Raw genomic sequence first — 19,376 nt, forward strand, 5'->3', positions numbered from 1 at the left:
TTATAACAAAATGAGTACTTCCATTAAGCAAGAAGCTACACTTGAGCAAGCAGTTGAACTGGGTTTGCGCGCGGATGAATTTGAAATGATCAAAGGAATTTTGGGACGCACACCAAACTTCACCGAAACAGCAGTTTATTCTGTTATGTGGTCTGAACACTGTTCTTACAAAAATTCCATTTACTGGTTAAAACAATTACCGAAAGATGGTCCCCACATGTTAGTAAAAGCCGGTGAAGAAAATGCAGGTTTGGTAGACTTGGGAGATGGAATCGGTTGTGTTTTTAAAATCGAATCTCACAATCATCCTTCAGCACTGGAACCCTATCAGGGAGCTGCCACTGGAGTTGGAGGAATTAACCGGGATATTTTTACAATGGGTGCCCGACCGGTTGCACAGTTAAACTCCCTGCGTTTCGGAGATATTGAAGAAGCTCGTACAAAATGGCTGGTTAAAGGTGTTGTCAAAGGAATCGGTGATTATGGAAATGCGTTCGGGATTCCGATTGTTGGAGGTGAAGTTTTCTTCGACAAATCATACAATCAAAACCCGCTGGTAAACGCTTTTTCGGCCGGAATTATCGATACGAAAAAAGTAATTTCCGCTAAGGCGAAAGGTCCCGGAAACCCGGTTTATATTGTTGGTTCTTCAACCGGTAAAGACGGAATCGCAGGAGCTGCCTTTGCATCAAAAGATATTACGGAAGAATCTGCTCAGGATCTGCCTTCTGTTCAGGTTGGTGATCCGTTCATGGAGAAATTGCTTTTGGAAGCTACAATGGAATTGGCAAATACCGATGCAATTGTTGGAATGCAGGACATGGGAGCTGCCGGAATTACCTGCTCCACCTGTGAAATGAGTGCGGGTGGCGGTGTCGGAATGGAAATCCATTTGGACCTTGTTCCTACTCGCCAGGAAAACATGCTTCCATACGAAATCCTGCTTTCTGAATCCCAGGAACGGATGTTGGTAGTTATCCAAAAAGGAAAAGAAGATATCGTCAAACGCATTTTCGACAAGTGGGATTTGCATGCGGAAGAAATCGGAACAGTAACCGGAGATGGCCGTGTTCGTTATTACATGAACGGAGAATTAGTTGGAGATGTTCCTGCAGAATCACTGGTACTTGGCGGCGGAGCTCCGCAATACCAGCGTGAATATTCCGAGCCTGCTTATTACCAGGAATACAAGAAATTTAATATCGATTCAGTAGAACAGCCGGAAAACCTAAAGGAAATCGGGTTCTTCTTATTGAGTCAGCCTAATATTGCTTCCAAACGTTGGGTTTACGAACAATACGACTCCATGGTGGGAACCAAAACCATGACTACAAACCGTCCGACGGATGCAGGAATTGTGAACCTGAAAGGAACTCAAAAGGCATTGGCGATGACAGTGGATTGCAATTCACGCTATGTCAATGCTGATCCGGAAACAGGAACTGCAATTGCCGTATCTGAAGCTGCACGTAACATCGTGGTATCGGGTGGAATTCCAAGCGCAATTACAAACTGCCTGAATTTTGGAAATCCATACAACCCGGAGTCTTACTGGCAGTTTGTCGGTGCGATCAAAGGAATGTCCAAGGCATGTTTGAAATTTGAAACACCGGTTACCGGCGGAAACGTTTCCTTCTACAATCAAAGCAATATCGGCGGTAAAGAAATCCCTGTTTTCCCTACACCTACTATCGGAATGATTGGTGTGGTGGAAGATAAATCGAAGATCATGTCCCTTGATTTCAAGCAAAAAGGCGATTTGATCTTCATCCTGGGAGATTGTGTAAACGACATTTCATCTTCTGAATACCTGGCAAAATACCACAAAATAGAAGCATCTCCGGCACCTCATTTTGATTTGGAAAAGGAGTATGCATTACAGGAAGCCGTAAAAGGATTAATCAGCCAGGAATTGATCAATGCTGCCCACGATTGTGCTGACGGCGGGCTGTTCGTTTCATTGGTTGAAATGTCAATGCCTCGCGGACTTGGTTTTGATATTGTTACAGACTCAGAAGTTCGTGAAGATGCATTTTTGTTCGGTGAAGCTCAAAGCCGGGTAGTTGTAACTGTTTCTGAAGACGCGGAAGAAGAGTTCATCGAATTCATGATGGGAAGCGGTGTGAATTACACCTTGCTTGGTCATGTTACAAAAGGCAAAATGATGGTTGACGACGAGCATTTCGGATTTATCTCTGAAGCAAAAGAGATTTACGATAATGCTTTAGGGAAACTGATTGAAAATTAATAATTGAGAATTGAAAAGGTGGCTTCGACTCCGTTCAGCCACCTTTCTTTTCCATTTTCTCCATTCAAGATGGAATTAATCCTCAAATACTTTCCAAATCTGACAGCAGTTCAAAAAAAACAATTTGAGCAGCTGGAAGAATTATATTTATTCTGGAATGCGCAGATCAACGTCATTTCAAGAAAAGATACGGATGCTTTTTACGAACGCCACGTCTTGCACTCCCTAGGAATTGCAAAAATCATGGAATTCACGCCCGGATCTGCTGTGCTGGATATCGGGACCGGTGGTGGTTTTCCCGGAATTCCCTTAGCGATCCTGTTTCCGGAAGTACAGTTTCATTTGGTTGATTCCATCGGAAAAAAAATCAAAGTGGTAAAGGAGGTTGCAAACGCCTTAGGATTGAAGAATGTGCGTGCTACACATGCGCGAGCAGAAGAAATCAAAGAACAATTCGATTTCATTGTCAGCCGGGCTGTAACCGCTATGCCGGCATTCTTACCATGGACAAAAAGAAAGTTTTTGAAAGAAAATAAAAATCCCTTGCCAAATGGAATTTTGTATCTCAAAGGTGGTGATCTCAAGGAAGAAATGGCACCTGTAAAACATCCATACAAAATCCATCCACTGCAAACGATCTTTTCCGGTGAGTTTTTTGATACCAAAGCAGTGGTATACGTTGATGTGACGGGGAACTAACCTGTAATCAGCTTTCTTCCAATCAGTTACTATTATCTCTTTATTTAGAATTCACAAAATATTCATTCAAACATAACATTTGATCGATCAAACAGCCTGTTTATTCATCTGAAACAATTGTTATTCTTTTAACCATCTGTTATTTTGTATACTTGTCTTAAATCATCGTGATTATGAAGACGTTATACCTACTACTCTGCTTTTCAGTAAGCTTTGGTCCTATTTATGCTCAAACGGATTACGCCGTGATCGCATCCAACCGGATGATCCAGAAACATCATTTACCCGAAAGAATTCAAAAAATTGCTCAGATTGATCCCCAAAGGCTCCAGGTATTATGGGATTACTTTACAGAAAGTTTTTCATTCAATAGTTCCGAAACCGGCATTTCAGTTAAAGAGCTTTTGAACATCCAGCATTTCGACATATTCGAATTTGAACATTTAAGACAGGAAGATCAAACCGTTCAGTTTGTTTACAGAAACAGTATCGTCATTACGCTAAAATCGAAAGCAGAACTAACCAACCTGCTCCAGGGTTATGATTTAAATTCGCTGGTAAATGAACTTCCGGAAAGACCTTTCCCGGCTTGGACAAGCTATACCTTTTCGGAATCAGACTTCCGGGCATATAAGGAACAAGTGTGGGATTGGGCCAGGGATTATCCGGCTGACTATTTACAAATCACTGCTGATACCGGACGACTTCACATCCGTTTCGAAGAATTCAAAGCAATGGAAGAAACCAGGCGAACACAAATCCTTACCGGATTAAACTACTTAATCATTGACTAATTTGCTGCATATGAAAAGTTTAAACATCCTATTACTTCTTTCACTACTTATTGGTTGGTCGGAAAACAGCCGGGCACAATGTTCAGGCGGAAGTTCTTTTTCATCTGTTGCTGCACCCACAGGGACTACAGCTACTACCATCAGTTCATGTAACTGGGCCGGTGACTACAATACAATCACAAGTGTGGTTGCAGGAAGCTCATACACACTAACAGTTTCACCGTCGGCTTGTATCACAATTCACAGTGGTTCACCAACAGGTCCTGTAGTTGCTTTCGGAACATCATCCGTTCCATTTACTGCTGCTACTTCGGGAACGTACTACATGACTCTGAACACAAACTGTTCCGGTTGCGGAACAGGCACTACCTGTTTAACAACAACAATCACCTGTACTTCCTGTGGAACAGGTCCCTGCGCTTCCATTTCAAATATTCCGGGATGCGGACAAGCCTTCACACTTTCAACAACCGGATCCTCTTCCTTTGTCTCCAACCTGTGCGCAACTGCAACACCCGGACTGGAACAAGTTTATACGTATACAGCAACATCAACCGGAACCTACTCCTTTAATGTCACATCTGTTACGGGCGGAGGTTATGCAATCGGCTGGCAGTCCAGTGGAAGCGGATGCAGTGCATCTGGCTGGAATTGCGCAGGAACAGCAACAACCCCGGGTTCCGTGGGATCTATTGCTCTTACCTCGGGAACAACCTATTACTTTTTGATGGACGCTACTTCCACTGCTGCATCCGGAATAACCTTTTCTTTGACATGTCCATCCGGAGGACCAACTGTTGCCGGAGATTGCAATGTTGCAGCAAACGTATGCTCCAATGCTTCATTTTCTATTGATCCCAACGGATTCGGGTTGGTCGATGAAATATGTGATCCGGGAACATGTGCTGCAAACCCCGACATCAATGTTTCAGGCACCAATTCAGGATGCTTACTATCAGGTGAATTAAACAGTACCTGGATGATCGTGAATGTACTTACAGGTGGAACGCTTACATTCAATCTGGGAACACCGAATTCCGGAACGCTAAATTGTCTGGATTGGTCCATGTGGGCGTACACTCCAACAACCTGTTCAGCCATTTCGGCAGGTACCCAAGCCCCGATTCGTTGTAATTACAATGGCTCCTGCGAAGAATATACAGGCTTGGCAAGTACACTTCCTGCAGGTGCAACTTCCATGACGAATTGGGAAGCACCGTTGAACCCGGGTTCCTATACCCAATACCTGATCTGTTTATCCAATTATTCATCGGCAAATACAACAGTTCCTTTGTCTTTCGGCGGAACTGCAGTGGTCAGCTGCTCCCCACTTGGGACGGAGTCGATGAACTTGACCGGTAAGAATGAATCCGGGTATAATTCCTTGGAATGGGTGAGTTCAAGTGAATTCAATGTGGATAAATACATCATAGAACGCAGTGAAAACGGAAGTCAATTTATCGAAATAGGAACGGTTGATGCGCAAGGAATGAGCCTTGAGGCACTGACTTACCGGTTCGAGGACATACAACCGGTCAACGGGACAACATACTATCGCGTAAAACTGGTTCGAAACAATGGAACGAATATCAAATCAAACACGCTTGCGATTGAAGAAGGATTCAGGAATGATATGGAACTCGTAAAAGCATTTCCAAACCCGGCAGAAAGCAACCTGAACATCATTCTTTCTTCCAAAACGGAATCAACGTATCAATTGACTTTGTCTACGCTGAACGGACAAAAAGTCTTCGACAGCAACCGGGCAGTAAAGCAAGGTTTGACTTACTTGTCAATCGATGTACGCGAATTTGAAAACGGATTTTACTTCTTAAACATCTTACAGGAAGGGAAATCCCTTTCTACACACAAAATTATCATCGAATAACGATCCTTCAGGTTAAAAAATCAGAGCCGATTCCATCCGGGGATCGGTCTTTGTTTTTAAAGCCCTTTACATTTCAAATGGATCCATGCAAAAACCGGAGAAGCCGGTCGGGAATAATGGGGTGATATGCTTTTATCAGAATACACGTTTCAATCTTTTTTGGTATCTTCGGGATAGTGATGAAAACAGAAGGAACAACGCCGGAAGAAGTGATTGCAAATTGTCCGCCGGAGCGGCAGGAAGCAATGAGGAAACTCCGAAAAACAATCCTGGATAATCTTCCCGCAGGCTTCAGTGAGGGGATTGGGTATGGCATGATCGGTTATGCTGTTCCGCATTCGTTGTATCCGGCCGGATACCACTGTAATCCCAAACTTCCCTTACCGTTCATGAGTTTCGCTTCACAGAAGAATTTCATTGCATTTTACCACATGGGAATATATGCTGATCCGGAATTGCTGGACTGGTTTCGTACAGAATATGCCAAAGTAAGTAAGACCAAACTAGACATGGGGAAAAGCTGCGTCCGGTTTAAAAAGCCCGATCAGATTCCTTTCGAACTGATTGGTCAACTGGTTTCAAAAGTAAAACCGGAAGATTGGATCCACACGTATGAAAAAAATTATAATTCCAAATCAAAATAGACTATGAGTGAAGTATTAGATAACATGAATTTTTTCTCCCAAAAGAATGTAGACCTTAGCAGTTTAAACTATCCGCTGAAGTTTAAGTTTAAAATCGGGACATTGGCGAACGACTTTGTCATTTCAGACTCCAATGCTGCAACCTTAGCCTATGTACGTCAGAAAATGTTCAAATTTATTGAAGAAATCCAGGTTTTTACGGATACCAATAAAACAAGTCTGGAATTCACGATCAAGGCAAATAAGTGGATCGATTTCTCTGCTACTTACGTGTTTACAGACAAGCATGGAATTGAAAAAGGCCGTGTGGCACGTAAAGGATGGGCTTCGATCTGGAAAGCACGGTACGATATATTCGACCAGCAGGAACACCTGGCATTCCACATCATGGAAGAAAATGCCTGGACCAAGGTTTTTGACAGCCTGTTCAGTGAAATTCCTGTTTTGGGAATATTTACCGGCTACGTCTTCAATCCGAAATACATCGTAGGAAGACCGGACGGTTCAAAAGTGATGCGCCTGAAGAAAAACCCTTCCCTATTCGGTAGAAGTTTTACTTTGGAAAAGATTGGCCCGACACACAACTCCAGCGAAGACGAATGCATCGTACTTTCATTGATGATGATGATCTTATTGGAAAGAAGACGCGGATAAAAAAGTAGGGGCAAATAATTATTTGCCCCTACTTTTTTATTTTATCGCATGCTCCACAATCTCGTCGACCACAAACGGGTCGAGCAAAGTAGAGGTGTCTCCCAAATTCTTCACATCTCCTTCTGCAATTTTCCGCAAAATGCGGCGCATGATCTTTCCTGAACGCGTCTTAGGCAAGCCTGAAACGAATTGGATTTTCTCCGGGATGGCAATTTTTCCGATTTCCGCCACAACGGATTCCATGATCTCACCTCGTGCCAGATCCTGGTTTTCTTTCGGAATTTCATGTTCACAAACAACAAACGCATAAATGGATTGTCCTTTCACCGGGTGCGGATACCCCACAACAGCCGATTCAATGACCAACTTGTTCATATTGATCGCATTCTCAATTTCAGCCGTTCCGAACCGGTGCCCCGAAACATTAATAACATCATCTACCCGCCCGATAATGCGGTACATTCCTTGCTCATCACGTTTGGCACCGTCGCCGGTGAAATAATATCCGTTGTAATGTGAAAAATAAGTAACCCGGCAACGTTCGTGATCTCCGTAAGTGGTTCTTAAAATAGAGGGCCATGGAAATTTGATACACAAATACCCTTCTTCATCCGCACCTTCGATTTCTTTTCCTTCCTGGTTCAATAGAACCGGTTGAATTCCCGGTAAAGGATATCCGGCAAATGTTGGTTTCTGAGGAGAAATATTCCCGATTCCGGAAATCATAATTCCTCCTGTTTCGGTTTGCCACCAATTATCCACTACCGGACAACGTCCTTTTCCAACATGCACGTGGTACCAGTTCCAGGCTTCTTCGTTGATCGGTTCTCCAACGGTACCAATAATTTTCAGCGAATCCAGGCTGTAAGAAAGCACATGATCTTCCCCGAAAGCCATCAAAGAGCGGATGGCAGTCGGCGCCGTTAAAAATTGATTGACCCCGTATTTATCAATCACCTGCCAAAAGCGACCCGCATCCGGATAGGTTGGAATTCCTTCAAACATCACGGTCGTTGCTCCACAGAGCAAAGGACCATACACAATATAAGAATGCCCGGTAATCCAGCCCACATCAGCCGTACACCAAAACACATCGGCCTCCTCATACTGGTAAACATTTTGAAAAGAATAGGCTGTATAAACCATATATCCGCCACAAGTGTGCACCACTCCTTTCGGTTTTCCGGTTGAACCGGAGGTATACAAAATAAACAGCGGATCTTCGGCATCCATCGGTTCCGGATCGCAGGCAATGGCCTGTCCTTCTACCACGTCTTTCCACCAAATATCTCTTCCGGCCTTCATGGATGGCTTCCAATTCAAACAATCACACACGATCACCTTTTCAACGCACGCAACATGCTCCAATGCCTCATCAACCACCCGTTTTAAGGGAATTTGTTTTGCCCCACGATTCAATCCATCTGCCGTAATGACTAATTTTGCCTGTGCATCTTCGATCCTGTCAGCAAGTGCATTAGCTGAAAAACCAGCAAAAACCACCGAATGGATCGCTCCTATTCGGGCACACGCAATCACCGCAACGGTCAATTCCGGGATCATGGGCATATAAATGCACACCCGATCCCCTTTTTTTATTCCTATTGCTTTCAAAGCATTTGCAAAGACACATACTTTTTCCAGTAATTCCGAATAGGTGTAAGTAAGTGATTTTTCATGCGGATCATTCGGTTCCCAGATCAAAGCCGTTTTATCTCCCCGGATTGCAGCATTCCGGTCCAGCATGTTTTGCGTAATGTTGAGCCTGGCCCCTTTGAACCATTGGATATTAGGTTCCGTAAAGTTCCACTCAAGGACCCGGTCCCATTTTTTCATCCATTGGAACTCGTTTGCGACATTCCCCCAGAACGCTTCCGGATCAGAAACACTTTGCGCATAATTCTCATGGTACTGTTCCAGGCTCCTGATTTGAAGTTTATTCATCGCTTTCAGTTTATACAGATAGTTGCCTGCAATTTACTAATAAGAAACAAAAAACCCTGACGATTTTGCCAGGGTCCCAAATTATTCATCAATCTTATACTTCTTAAAGAATGAGTCCCAATCCCAGAGGAAATTAATCATTACCTGATCCATGCGTTTCAGGAACAATGGATTGGGTGACTGCAGCCGTTTAAAATATTCGTCCTGGAAATCATTCAAATCATATTTTTGGAACACAGCCTTAGACATTGCATACACCATGTTCTTGGAGGGGTGGTTGATCCGTTGCATAAATTTCTGGTATTCCCTCACTTTCGCTTCTGCATCAGCAGCAGAAACCCCCATCAGTGAACCCAGTTGTTCAAAAATGATCTTTTCTATTCTATTTGCCTGAACCGTTTCAAAGGTCGTTTCCAGGGAAGAAATATTTGCTACAACCACAATCATCGTAAATTGCCCGTTGCGCTCAACCGGAATGGACGGGGAAGTCACAAAAGCCAAGTCTTCATTGATTAGATCCACAACCTCAACGAAACCATTGTCGACAATCTCGAAGATTCCGTTCAGGAAAACATTCGCTAACTGTGTGTCTGACAATCTTTTTTTTAATAGTGTCCCTAGCATAGGCCTGCATTATTCGTTACTTACAAATTTAGGTGGGAACTCGCTGTTATTTTTAAATCATGTTATTTAAATGTTAACTAAGTTATTAACATTATTTGTCCAAGTTTTCACATTCTTTCAACGATTTCCTTTTTTGGTTGTACATTTATGAAAAGAACAGTATGAAAGCAGTCCGATTCGTTGTCTTTTTAACCCTCCTATTCCTTCAATTTTCATGTTCAGGTGAAAATGACAGCAATCTCAATGAGACTTCGGATAAAACTATAACGCTTTTCGGGAAACAACAGCGCGACACGGTATTTTTAACCTTCAACATTCCGCGCAAAACAATCCGGGCACAACGAACAGGAAAACTGGAACGCCTCGTTGAAAATCCCGAATTCAAAGGAAACAGTCTCTTGGTCCAGTTTGATGATTATGACGCATTCGTTGAATTAAGCGGTGAAAAAGAGGACTTAAAGGAAGACGTGACAGCGCAACTGGACAATCTTCCCAAATCCCTGCAACCGATTGAAAAGAAATGGCGGGATTTTGCTTCCAAACTGACACCCGACAAGCTGATGCCTGATCTTCCGGCTTTTGAATACAAGGAGGAAGCCGATCTTATGACGCAAGCAGGGATAGAAGAAAAATTCCTGTCCATCCATAAAAAAGAACTGGCAGTTCAAAATTACTTCCAGCTAAGCCCGGAAGACGGCTTCATCATTCAAACATTTGCGCACTCGGACGATTATGTCAAAAAGAATAAAACCTTAATCGTTTATCACCCGAAAAAAATAAAAGTCACCGCAGAAGCCGCATTTCCAATATCCAAAAGCATCGCAAGACAAATTAAAACGGATCTGTCTGTCAGGGTTCCCGTTGACAAAATCCAAAGAATCCGGACAACCCCGACCAAAATCACGTATTCATTGGTTTTGAATCAAAAACTGGATCCCAAAATATGCCCGAAATATGTCATTGTCAACCAGGATCAAAATGTTTTCCGGGTTCCTGCTGATTGTATAGGAAAGGATAAAAAAGTAATTGTTTCCGGGGAGTCTGAGCGCAAACAAGCGTATTATAAGCACGGTGAATACCTGATCTACAGTCCGAAGACTTCGTTAACGATTGAAAAGATCTGATTCCAAACGAACCGCCTTCTTCAAAGGGCTTATTTCCTTTTAATAAAATAATTATCCTGGTACTCGATCGGGTAACTTTGGATCACGATTGTATCACCTCTGTAAAAAAGAGGTTCGTAGTTATTCTTACTTCCGAACAGCACATGATTTTCATCATCCAAAAAAGGCATTTTAGTTTCAACAAAACTCAATTTCCGCTCTTTCTTCTTATTCTTATAAAATAGGATTTGATCTTTTCTGTTGATCGTAACCGTGAAAACACCTTGCGTATCTTTTGCATAAGAAACCGATCTGTCTGCAACCGATTTGTAAAAATCATAGTCTCCTAATAATTCAGGATAAACACGTTCGATAAGACCGTCACTTTTGAATGAACAAATAAGGAAAGCAGATCCAATAATAATAAAAAACGCTTGCTTCATAGCAGCGAAAATACCGATTTTATTTCACCTGTTATTCCTGTTTGACTGAAGTACAGTCATGATTGATTTTATTGTATATTTGATTCAATGAGAAAACTGGGCGATTACCTACTTATCGGACTTTTTGTAACAGCATGTACTTTTCAGTTAGTCGCTCAGGATATCCATTTCTCTCATCTCAACAGGCAACCGATTTACCAGAATCCCGCAAATACGGGGCTTTTTGCCGGTGATATCCGGCTTACGGGAAATTACAAAGACCAGTGGAGAAGTGTAACGGTTCCTTTTCAAACTTTCGCGATGGCTGGAGAACTGAAATGGAAACAAAAAGGGATCAATTTCGGAGCTATTCTTTTCCACGATAATGTAGGTGATGGATTTTACCAAACCCTGGAGTTCCTGGGAAGTGTTGCCAAAAATCTGAAACTGACTTCCGATTCAACTCAAACATTAAGTGCCGGCATCCAGATCGGACTGAACTACCGCAAAGTGAACATGGATAAGTTTTATTTCGACAATCAATTCAACGGACTCATTTTTGACGCCAGTTTACCGACCAATGAAGCTTACCAAAACGACAGCCGTGCAAACCTTACCAGCAGCGCGGGGTTGGTCCACTGTTATTACTACGGAAAGGGAAATTCATTAAAAACAGGAATTAGCGGTCACAATTTAAACCGTCCGAACCAGGGTTTTTACGGGGTAAAAGTTCCGCGGGACATCCGGATCAGCTTCTTTTCGCAACTCGACCACGCCATTAACAAGGAACTGGCAGTAATCCCGGGAATCGGATTCAATCTCCAGGGAAAATACAGGGAATTATTAATCGGATCGCAGGTTCGCTATACCCTGATCAACAAATTGGGAACGTATCGCGCGGTTGACGGCGGATTGTGGTTCCGTTCGAAAGATGCGGTGGTCGTGCGCCTGGGATTGGCCATGCAGAACTGGTCTGTGGCGGCAAGTTACGACACCAATATTTCCAAATTAATCCCGGCAAGTACCGCACGCGGAGGGCTGGAGATTTCAGTGGAATATATCATTACACGTTTTAAACCTAAAAAAGTCATTCACCGCATATGCCCAGATTATATTTAGTCCTTTTTGCCCTGATTTCATTTACCGGACACGGACAAAACCTGTTGGGTAAGTACCTAGATTTTGCAGATGAGCAATATGCAAAAGGAGACTATATTTATGCGCTTCAGTATTACGAAAAAGCCATGGAAATGGATTCCAATACGGTTGGGATCCTGTGGAAATATGCCGAAACACTCAGAGCTTACAAAGATTACCGCAAAGCAAGTTATTACTATCAAAAAGTGTATGAAAAGGAAGAAACGGCCATTTACCCTTCGAGTTTACTGCAATGGGCTTTAATGGAAAAACAAAACGGGCATTATGCTGAAGCCATTGAACTGTTCAAACGGGCAAAAAAGAAATATTCTAAAGACAAACGTACCTATAACTACCTGAAATCAAAACGCGAACTGGAGTCCTGCCTGTGGGCGCAGGCAGCTTTAAAAGACACCTCAGACTTAGAGAGCATCACACTTCCAAAAGGGCTGAACACGGTTAACTCCGAATTCGGACATACCATCTCACAAGGACAGTTCGTACTTTCCTCCATGCGCAGTAAAAAAGAAAATGCAGGCGAGGAAATGCTCGATGATAACTACAAAAACCGGCTGTACTTTACGGCATGGAAAGACAGTTTGAGCGAAGTCAATCCCGGGTTACTGGAAGCATTGAACCAAGCTGAAGTGAATACCGGAAACGGCTGCTTCTCCCCGGATGGAAAGCGCTTCTATTACAGCAATTGCGGAGGTGATGAAAATCAATTCGCCTGCCAGATCTGGGTTTCTTCCTTCCAAAACGGCAAATGGTCCAATCCGAATCCGCTCGGAGAAATCATCAATGAGCCCGGAACGAATAATACCACTCCCACAATTGCCGTCATCGAAAACGAAGAGTGGCTTATTTTTTCTTCGAACCGTGCAGATGGGAAAGGTGGAATGGATTTGTACTACTCCGTGATCAAAAACAACGGAAACCAATTTTCCAAGGTCAGGCCTTTAAATGCAGCAAATTCACCTGACAACGATATCAGCCCTTTTTATAATGCCGAAAAGAAACGGTTGTACTTTTCTTCTTCCTGGTTCGATGGTTTTGGCGGTTACGATGTTTTTTTTGTTGAACTGAAGAACGGAAGATGGGAAACACCCGAAAATCTGGGATTACCGATCAACAGTCCTGCAAATGACATTTATTACTTTGAAGACCGGGACAGCATGTATGTATCCAGCAACCGGATCGGCGTGCAATACGTAAAAAATCCTACTTGCTGCAGCGATATTTTCGGCTACAAACATCCGCGGATTATTGTTCCTGAAACAAAAAAGGAAACACTGGCAGAGTTGAACAAGCGTTTGCCCGTAACCCTTTATTTCCACAATGATATTCCGGACCCGCGTTCGAAAGAAACCACCACAAAAGTCAATTACATCAACAGCTATAACGATTACATTGCCATGCTTCCGGAATACCGCAAAGAATATTCGAAGGGGCTGAGTGGTGAAAAGATTATTGAAGCGGAAGAAGATATCGAAAGTTTTTTCCTCGAATACGTAGAACAGGGAGTGAAGGACCTAGTGTTGTTCCAGGCACTCCTCTTGGAGGAGTTGCAAAAAGGCTTTCAAATTCGCCTGAACATCCGTGGATTTGCTTCACCTTTGGCAAAAACGGAATACAACGTCGCATTAACCCAACGCAGGATTATGTCTTTGGGTAATTACCTGCGTGCTTATGATAACGGTGTTTTTGCTCCTTACCTCGACGGAACTTCTCCAAACGGAGGGAAATTAGAGCTCGTTGGCGTTCCTTATGGAGAGTATACCGCGAACCAGATTACTAGCGATAACCCGAATGACGTCAAGAACTCTGTCTTCTCCAGGGCAGCAGCGCGGGAACGCAAAATAGAAATTCAGAGTGTCAGTTATTTGGAAACCGACTCTATTTTCTTCTTCATTGATTGCGTTCCCAATGTGATCACTCTTGGAAAAATTCAGCAAGGAGAAACCAGTTTCCGGTTTTCTGTTCACAACAATCACGAAAAAAGCCTGAAAATCAGTTCCATTAAAACGGAAGGCGATCTGGTCAATTTCACTTACGGAAGTATAATTCCCGCAAAAGGAAATGCATTGGTACAAGCCATAACAGTCAGCAAACTTCCCGACGGTATTTTCTCCTTCCCCATCCTGATTTATTTTGAAGGTTATTCCACCCCGATTCGCCTGATGGTCCTGGGAGAAACACCGAAATAGATTTTAATTGAATGGAATATTAATAAAATGTATCTTTGCCTGTAAATCCAAACTATGTCATTAGAAAATGGTGAGTTGCCATTAGCGGCTCGTCCACGATTGAAATTTATAGACATGGCTCGTTCGATAGCCATTTTGATGATGCTGGAAGGGCATTTCACGGGTTCAGCTCTTGCAGATAAATACCGGGATGACACCAATTGGCTCTTTAGTTTCTGGCATAACCTGCATGGACTTACATCTCCCCTTTTCTTTGCTGTAACAGGTGTGGTATTTGTTTACCTGTTGAGTAAAAATACAGATGAACCTTACTTCAGTAATGAGCGCGTAAAAAAAGGATTCGGTCGTGTAAGAATGCTCCTGTTTTGGGGGTATTTTATTCAATTCGACTTCATCACATTCATCCGGGACACCGGATACGGTTTTGAAGCATATGGAAAATTGAAACAAGCCAGTTTCTTCGACATGATCGGTTCCTGGTTCCATGATATTTTGGTTCCTTTTTTTCCAACTGCCTATCATGCAAAAGCATGGATTTTTACGTATCATTTCAGCTGGCTCCAGGCATTCCACGTATTACAATCAATCGGTTTCGGGATTTTCTTCCTGTTACTTGTTTTCGGGATTTACAAGATTATCAAAAAAGGACCGCTTTACCTTTATTACCTGACCGCTGCCCTGATCATTTTCGTCATTTATGGATACATGAAAGAACACATTAAATTGTATGGTGTTTCAGAAGGTATCAAAACAGTGAAAGACCCGCAATTCTTCATTCCGCAGGGAGCTCCAAAATTCATTCAAAATATGATGTACGGAGAATTCTCCGACTTCAGTTTCGTCCGCTATTCAGGTTATGTGCTAATGGGAGGAATGATCGGAGCAATAATCCGTCATTACGAGAAGAATGTACGCCTTTGGTGGTTTGGGACGACTTTCATCCTTGTTGGTTTGTTCTTCAATATCGCAGGTCAAAGTCTTTTCCATGAGATCGATCAGTTAACGAACTGGTTGGGGGGATCCGGTTGTTTTGAAAACAATTCCACCGGTTTTGCCCGTATGGGACAAGTTGTCATGCTTTTGGGAACTCTGATGCTCATTGATGCGAACTTTAAGATCAATGCGCCATTATTCCTGAAAATGGGACAAACGACTTTCCCGGTTTACATTGTTCACGTCATTATTTTGTATGCCGGGATTATTGGCATAGGACTTGATCCGGAACCATGGTATCACCGTCAGTTTAATCCATGGATAGCCGTTTCGATTTCCGCATTCTTTATAACCGTCTTCGTCATCATGGTGAAGTATATCGAACCATTAACCGAATTGTATTATAAAGTATTCGGCATATTCTATCCTAAACGAAAAAAAAAGCTTCGTAAATGAATAAATTAGCATTATTCTTTTCCCTGATCACCGGTCTTAGTTTTGGGCAGCTGCCTACCAATGTATTGTTCATTGGGAACAGTTTCACGCACATGAACAACATGCCTAAAATCTTCGAACACCTTGCAAACTCCAAAGGGAAGAATGTATATGCAGATTCAATTGCTGTAAGCGGAAGTACCTTAAAAGCACACAGCGAAAGACCGAGTACCTATCTAAAAATGAAAACCCGTAAATGGGATTATGTACTGATCCAGGGTTTTTCGAGGGAATTTGCCGAAGACAGCTCTGTGATCTTAAAGGAATCGATTCCCTATGCGAAAATATTGATTGACAGCATTCTTAAAACAAGTCCCTGTGCACAAATCTATTTCTATATGACCTGGGGCTATGAAAAAGGATACCCGGAGCAAGAAGCAAATGACACGTACCCGAAAATGCAGCAACGCATTTGGAATGGTTATATGATGATGAGCGACACATTGCATTATCCGGTAATCCCGGTAGGAGCAGTTTGGAAGAATATCCGCGAAATGCATCCCGATATCGATTTGTACTTCACCGATCGGTATCATCCGAATGCCCTGGGAAGTTTTACAGCTGCCTGTACAGCTTTCGCATCCATTTTCAAGGAATCTCCTGTCGGGGGAACAGCTCCCAAACGGGTTGACAGCACCTATTGGAAGGTCATTGAGCAAGCCGCTGCAAATGTGGTCCTGAAAAACCTGAATTTGTACAAATTAAATCAAACCCGTGTGTTTGACATCAAAGAAACTCCTGTCTTGGATTTCAGGGTTCGGGAAACCTGGCTGGCTGCACAATTCACCAATGAAACAAACGACAAAGGCGATTATTATTGGGATTTTGGAGATGGTGTTACTTCTACCAAGAAAAACCCGAAGCATTATTATAAAACTTCCGGAACTTACACGGTGACCCTACATATGAAACAGAACTGCAATAACTTTACATTAAAGAAGCGGGTAACTGTTTCAAACAAAGTGAAAAGAGCGAACCACACGAAGTAATTAAACGCTGGAAATCGCCCTCGCCGTCACTTTCTTCAGTTCAGATCTTTCAGATAAAATTGAAATTCTTTCGTACGGTATTTTTTTCCAACGAATTGCTGAATGCGGTTGTATTCCTCCTGATTTTGGATGCTCAGTTTATCAGCTCCCTGCGGACTTTTGCCATAAATTGCAGAGTACATCGTACAAGCAACCAAGTAGGAACCTTCATAGGTCGGATGTGAATTATCTTTCAGGTATAACTTTGATTCGGGATAGGCAACAACATAACTTCTCCACACCTTTCCAACCGGAATAACCGGAACGTTGTACCGGTTCCGCAAATTATCATATCCCGCCGCAACAGCATTTAGCATGGAATCGGGATCAGAGAATCGTTTTGTTTTCGGATCTCCTTTCCGGTATGGCCAAGTCATATAAAAATACACTTTCGCATCCTCCTGGTTTGTCCGGATCATCTCCAATAATTTATCCAAAGCAGGATACGTACGTTCGTTAAACCGGACCGAATCTCTGAGCATATCCCTGGAAGATCCCTGAAGAACGATGACATCCCAATCCTGGTTGTGCAGTGCACGGTACAGTTTCCGGCGCTTCGAATGAAGATAGAAGGTGTATTTTCCCCGTGTAATGTGAGATACCCGGACCTGTTCTCCTTTGGATTGAGCGATCTTCTCAAAGATTTTGGGCATATTATTCCGGTAAGTATAACTGTTACCCACGAAAAGAATGTGTGTTGTTTTTTTCGATTCCGAACAAGCGAAACACACTAATAAAAGCAGAACAAACCAATAACCGGTTGTTCTGCCTGAATTCATTTTATGCATTTTGAATATCCTGTGCGATCTGAGCCAATTCTTCCTGGCTCAGGGTCAATTTTTCCTGGGCAAAATTCATGTCAGCAATTCCATTGATGGGAATCAGATGAATGTGTGCATGAGGAACTTCCAAACCGATAACAGTAACTCCTATTTTACGGCATGGGAATACTTTCTTGATCTTGTGAGCCACAGATTTCGCAAAGACCATCATAGCAGCCAGTTCCGAATCTTCCATATCAAAGATGTAATCCGTTTCTTTTTTAGGAATCACCAGAGCATGTCCTTTTCTCAAAGGCATAATGTCTAAGAACGCCAAAAAATCATCGTTCTCTGCGATTTTATGACAAGGAATTTCTCCCGAAATTATTTTTGAAAAAATAGTTCCCATTAGCGTGCAATATCCATTACCTCAAACTTCATAATCCCGTTTGGTGTTTGTACATCTGCTATGTCTCCTACTTTCTTCCCCAAAAGTCCTTTTCCGATCGGAGAATCCACAGAGATTTTTTTCTCCTTCAGATCTGCTTCACTTTCAGCAACCAGAGTATACTCCATTTCCATATTGTTCGTTACGTTTTTAATCTTCACGCGTGACAAGATGAAAACCTTGGAATTATCTATCAGTGAATTATCAATGATTCTTGCCTTGGAAACCAATTCTTCCATCTTGGCAATTTTCATTTCCAATAATCCCTGCGCCTCTTTTGCTGCATCATATTCAGCATTTTCAGACAAGTCTCCTTTATCTCTGGCTTCTGCAATTTGTTCTGATATACGTGGTCGCTGCACCGTTTTCATCTCGTGCAATTCATCCTTCAACTTCTTAAGTCCTTCTTCTGTATAATATGCGAAATCTGACATAATTCTTTCTTTGTTATAAGCTATAAATAACAACAAGAGAGCCCAATGGACCCTCCTGTTGCAACAAATATATGTTTTTTTATCTACCGAAACAAACGTGTTTCTCCTATTTCATCCTGTTTTTTAGTATCAATTATGAAATAATTCATGGCTTATCAACTAAATCAATCGCTGAGAATATAGAAACCTTTTTGCTTTTCCCGTTTCAAAAACGAATTAAATTGTTTCCAGATCGACCTGGCGCATTCCTCCGAAGAACTTCACAATACGCTCACCAACTCCCGGAACTTCTACGTGGATCAAATAGACACCACTTGCAATCGGAACCCCAATTGTATTCTTTAAGTCCCAATCGATAGATGTAACCTGGTTGTCTTTCTTGAACTGACGAATCAACTTACCACTCACGTTATAGATCGTCACTGTACACTGATCCGGTAAGTTCACGATCTTTACACGCGTGTCAATTCTGTTACGCTCATACTCCGAGAACGCATAGTATGGATTCGGTACCACATTGATCAGATCCAATGCACTTGCCAATACATCCCGGCTGGCCGTTGTAGTCTGTAAATCATTCATAGACCAGGAATACATCGGGCGACCTCCGTTTTGTCCGGTCGCATTGTAAGCTGCATATTGCTTGCTTACCCGTACTTTCATCCGAACATCCGATTCCAGGAAGTCGTGACCCGGTGCTGTAACCGTGTTGGCAATCCACATCAAGCTTGTAAACACTTTCTTGTATGCTGTCGAAGTACCGAGCTGGTACTGATCGTATACCCAATTATTCACTCCATCGTAGTAAGGACAACCCTCACCGTTGATGTTTACTCCGAATACCCAGATCGGCTGGTTACCTCCGAATACCGGAAGTCCGTTCCCGTCAAATTGTCTGGAGGATGGATTCCAG

At 42.6% G+C, this 19,376-nt stretch carries 18 protein-coding genes; 11 read left to right on the forward strand and 7 right to left on the reverse strand.

Annotation, left to right across the window (positions count from 1 at the left end):
* The first annotated feature begins 10 nt into the window (after positions 1 to 10).
* The 6 genes from purL to FO442_RS10760 all read left to right on the forward strand — a co-directional run bounded on the left by purL (position 11) and on the right by FO442_RS10760 (position 6,927).
* Positions 11 to 2,248 (forward strand): phosphoribosylformylglycinamidine synthase subunit PurL, encoded by a 2,238-nt coding sequence (purL, locus tag FO442_RS10735; protein WP_144333180.1) that lies wholly within the window; start codon positions 11 to 13, stop codon positions 2,246 to 2,248.
* Between the two features lie 69 nt (positions 2,249 to 2,317).
* Complete coding sequence (rsmG, locus tag FO442_RS10740; protein ID WP_144333181.1) at positions 2,318 to 2,947, forward strand: 16S rRNA (guanine(527)-N(7))-methyltransferase RsmG; 630 nt, start codon at positions 2,318 to 2,320, stop codon at positions 2,945 to 2,947.
* A 173-nt stretch (positions 2,948 to 3,120) separates the two neighbouring features.
* Positions 3,121 to 3,741 carry a hypothetical protein gene (locus FO442_RS10745; protein ID WP_144333182.1) on the forward strand — a complete coding sequence of 207 codons (621 nt, stop codon included), beginning with the start codon at positions 3,121 to 3,123 and terminating at the stop codon, positions 3,739 to 3,741.
* Between the two features lie 10 nt (positions 3,742 to 3,751).
* Positions 3,752 to 5,629 carry a T9SS type A sorting domain-containing protein gene (locus FO442_RS10750; protein ID WP_144333183.1) on the forward strand — a complete coding sequence of 626 codons (1,878 nt, stop codon included), beginning with the start codon at positions 3,752 to 3,754 and terminating at the stop codon, positions 5,627 to 5,629.
* A gap of 179 nt (positions 5,630 to 5,808) precedes the next feature.
* The gene (locus FO442_RS10755; protein ID WP_144333209.1) at positions 5,809 to 6,273 is read left to right on the forward strand and encodes a DUF1801 domain-containing protein; all 465 of its coding nucleotides are present in this window, start codon (positions 5,809 to 5,811) and stop codon (positions 6,271 to 6,273) included.
* A gap of 3 nt (positions 6,274 to 6,276) precedes the next feature.
* Entirely contained in the window at positions 6,277 to 6,927 is a 651-nt protein-coding gene (locus FO442_RS10760) for an LURP-one-related family protein (protein ID WP_144333184.1), read from the forward strand.
* A 36-nt stretch (positions 6,928 to 6,963) separates the two neighbouring features.
* On the opposite strand, the gene acs is transcribed toward FO442_RS10760, so the two are convergent.
* Both acs and FO442_RS10770 read right to left on the reverse strand, forming a co-directional pair.
* Complete coding sequence (gene acs / locus FO442_RS10765) at positions 6,964 to 8,871, reverse strand: acetate--CoA ligase (protein ID WP_144333185.1); 1,908 nt, start codon at positions 8,869 to 8,871, stop codon at positions 6,964 to 6,966.
* 81 nt (positions 8,872 to 8,952) lie between these two features.
* On the reverse strand, positions 8,953 to 9,468 hold the full coding sequence (locus FO442_RS10770; RefSeq protein ID WP_144333186.1) for a hypothetical protein: 516 nt from the start codon (positions 9,466 to 9,468) through the stop codon (positions 8,953 to 8,955).
* A 188-nt stretch (positions 9,469 to 9,656) separates the two neighbouring features.
* On the opposite strand from FO442_RS10770, the gene FO442_RS10775 reads away from it, so the two are divergent.
* Complete coding sequence (locus FO442_RS10775) at positions 9,657 to 10,619, forward strand: hypothetical protein (protein WP_144333187.1); 963 nt, start codon at positions 9,657 to 9,659, stop codon at positions 10,617 to 10,619.
* Positions 10,620 to 10,648: 29 nt separating this feature from the next.
* Here FO442_RS10775 and FO442_RS10780 read toward each other — a convergent pair whose 3' ends face one another.
* On the reverse strand, positions 10,649 to 11,041 hold the full coding sequence (locus FO442_RS10780; protein ID WP_144333188.1) for a hypothetical protein: 393 nt from the start codon (positions 11,039 to 11,041) through the stop codon (positions 10,649 to 10,651).
* Between the two features lie 87 nt (positions 11,042 to 11,128).
* Between FO442_RS10780 and FO442_RS10785 the strand changes: the two genes are divergently transcribed.
* Genes FO442_RS10785 through FO442_RS10800 form a run of 4 tightly spaced genes read left to right on the forward strand, consistent with a single transcriptional unit; the run spans position 11,129 to position 16,781 of the window.
* A complete protein-coding gene (locus FO442_RS10785; protein WP_144333189.1) occupies positions 11,129 to 12,139 on the forward strand; it encodes a PorP/SprF family type IX secretion system membrane protein in 1,011 nt (336 codons plus the stop codon).
* Positions 12,121 to 14,364, forward strand: coding sequence for a tetratricopeptide repeat protein (locus FO442_RS10790; protein ID WP_144333190.1), 2,244 nt, complete (start codon positions 12,121 to 12,123; stop codon positions 14,362 to 14,364). The genes FO442_RS10785 and FO442_RS10790 overlap by 19 nt, the downstream gene beginning before the upstream one ends.
* Before the next feature lie 54 nt (positions 14,365 to 14,418).
* Positions 14,419 to 15,753, forward strand: coding sequence for an acyltransferase family protein (locus FO442_RS10795; protein WP_144333191.1), 1,335 nt, complete (start codon positions 14,419 to 14,421; stop codon positions 15,751 to 15,753).
* Positions 15,750 to 16,781 (forward strand): PKD domain-containing protein, encoded by a 1,032-nt coding sequence (locus FO442_RS10800; protein WP_144333192.1) that lies wholly within the window; start codon positions 15,750 to 15,752, stop codon positions 16,779 to 16,781. The genes FO442_RS10795 and FO442_RS10800 overlap by 4 nt, the downstream gene beginning before the upstream one ends.
* 35 nt (positions 16,782 to 16,816) lie before the next feature.
* Here the strand turns inward: FO442_RS10800 and FO442_RS10805 are convergent, their stop codons facing one another.
* From FO442_RS10805 to FO442_RS10820, 4 genes are all read right to left on the reverse strand, one after another.
* Positions 16,817 to 17,599 carry an SGNH/GDSL hydrolase family protein gene (locus tag FO442_RS10805; protein ID WP_186280056.1) on the reverse strand — a complete coding sequence of 261 codons (783 nt, stop codon included), beginning with the start codon at positions 17,597 to 17,599 and terminating at the stop codon, positions 16,817 to 16,819.
* 1 nt (position 17,600) lies between these two features.
* Complete coding sequence (locus FO442_RS10810; protein ID WP_144333194.1) at positions 17,601 to 17,990, reverse strand: HIT family protein; 390 nt, start codon at positions 17,988 to 17,990, stop codon at positions 17,601 to 17,603.
* A complete protein-coding gene (greA, locus tag FO442_RS10815; RefSeq protein WP_144333195.1) occupies positions 17,990 to 18,463 on the reverse strand; it encodes a transcription elongation factor GreA in 474 nt (157 codons plus the stop codon). The genes FO442_RS10810 and greA overlap by 1 nt, the downstream gene beginning before the upstream one ends.
* A gap of 216 nt (positions 18,464 to 18,679) precedes the next feature.
* A partial coding sequence (locus tag FO442_RS10820; RefSeq protein WP_144333196.1) for a T9SS type A sorting domain-containing protein occupies positions 18,680 to 19,376 on the reverse strand: 697 nt, incomplete at its 5' end.

This window comes from Fluviicola chungangensis (genome assembly GCF_007558725.1).
GTDB lineage: Bacteria > Bacteroidota > Bacteroidia > Flavobacteriales_D > Crocinitomicaceae > Fluviicola > Fluviicola chungangensis.

Coding starts and splice junctions, on each gene's coding strand:
- FO442_RS10800 (WP_144333192.1), top strand. CDS start 15,750: ATGAATAAATTAGCATTATTCTTTTCCCTGATCACCGGTCTTAGTTTT.
- FO442_RS10760 (WP_144333184.1), top strand. CDS start 6,277: ATGAGTGAAGTATTAGATAACATGAATTTTTTCTCCCAAAAGAATGTA.
- FO442_RS10790 (WP_144333190.1), top strand. CDS start 12,121: ATGCCCAGATTATATTTAGTCCTTTTTGCCCTGATTTCATTTACCGGA.
- FO442_RS10785 (WP_144333189.1), top strand. CDS start 11,129: ATGAGAAAACTGGGCGATTACCTACTTATCGGACTTTTTGTAACAGCA.
- FO442_RS10810 (WP_144333194.1), bottom strand. CDS start 17,990: ATGGGAACTATTTTTTCAAAAATAATTTCGGGAGAAATTCCTTGTCAT.
- greA (WP_144333195.1), bottom strand. CDS start 18,463: ATGTCAGATTTCGCATATTATACAGAAGAAGGACTTAAGAAGTTGAAG.
- FO442_RS10780 (WP_144333188.1), bottom strand. CDS start 11,041: ATGAAGCAAGCGTTTTTTATTATTATTGGATCTGCTTTCCTTATTTGT.
- FO442_RS10775 (WP_144333187.1), top strand. CDS start 9,657: ATGAAAGCAGTCCGATTCGTTGTCTTTTTAACCCTCCTATTCCTTCAA.
- acs (WP_144333185.1), bottom strand. CDS start 8,871: ATGAATAAACTTCAAATCAGGAGCCTGGAACAGTACCATGAGAATTAT.
- FO442_RS10745 (WP_144333182.1), top strand. CDS start 3,121: ATGAAGACGTTATACCTACTACTCTGCTTTTCAGTAAGCTTTGGTCCT.
- purL (WP_144333180.1), top strand. CDS start 11: ATGAGTACTTCCATTAAGCAAGAAGCTACACTTGAGCAAGCAGTTGAA.
- FO442_RS10795 (WP_144333191.1), top strand. CDS start 14,419: ATGTCATTAGAAAATGGTGAGTTGCCATTAGCGGCTCGTCCACGATTG.
- FO442_RS10755 (WP_144333209.1), top strand. CDS start 5,809: ATGAAAACAGAAGGAACAACGCCGGAAGAAGTGATTGCAAATTGTCCG.
- rsmG (WP_144333181.1), top strand. CDS start 2,318: ATGGAATTAATCCTCAAATACTTTCCAAATCTGACAGCAGTTCAAAAA.
- FO442_RS10750 (WP_144333183.1), top strand. CDS start 3,752: ATGAAAAGTTTAAACATCCTATTACTTCTTTCACTACTTATTGGTTGG.
- FO442_RS10805 (WP_186280056.1), bottom strand. CDS start 17,599: ATGAATTCAGGCAGAACAACCGGTTATTGGTTTGTTCTGCTTTTATTA.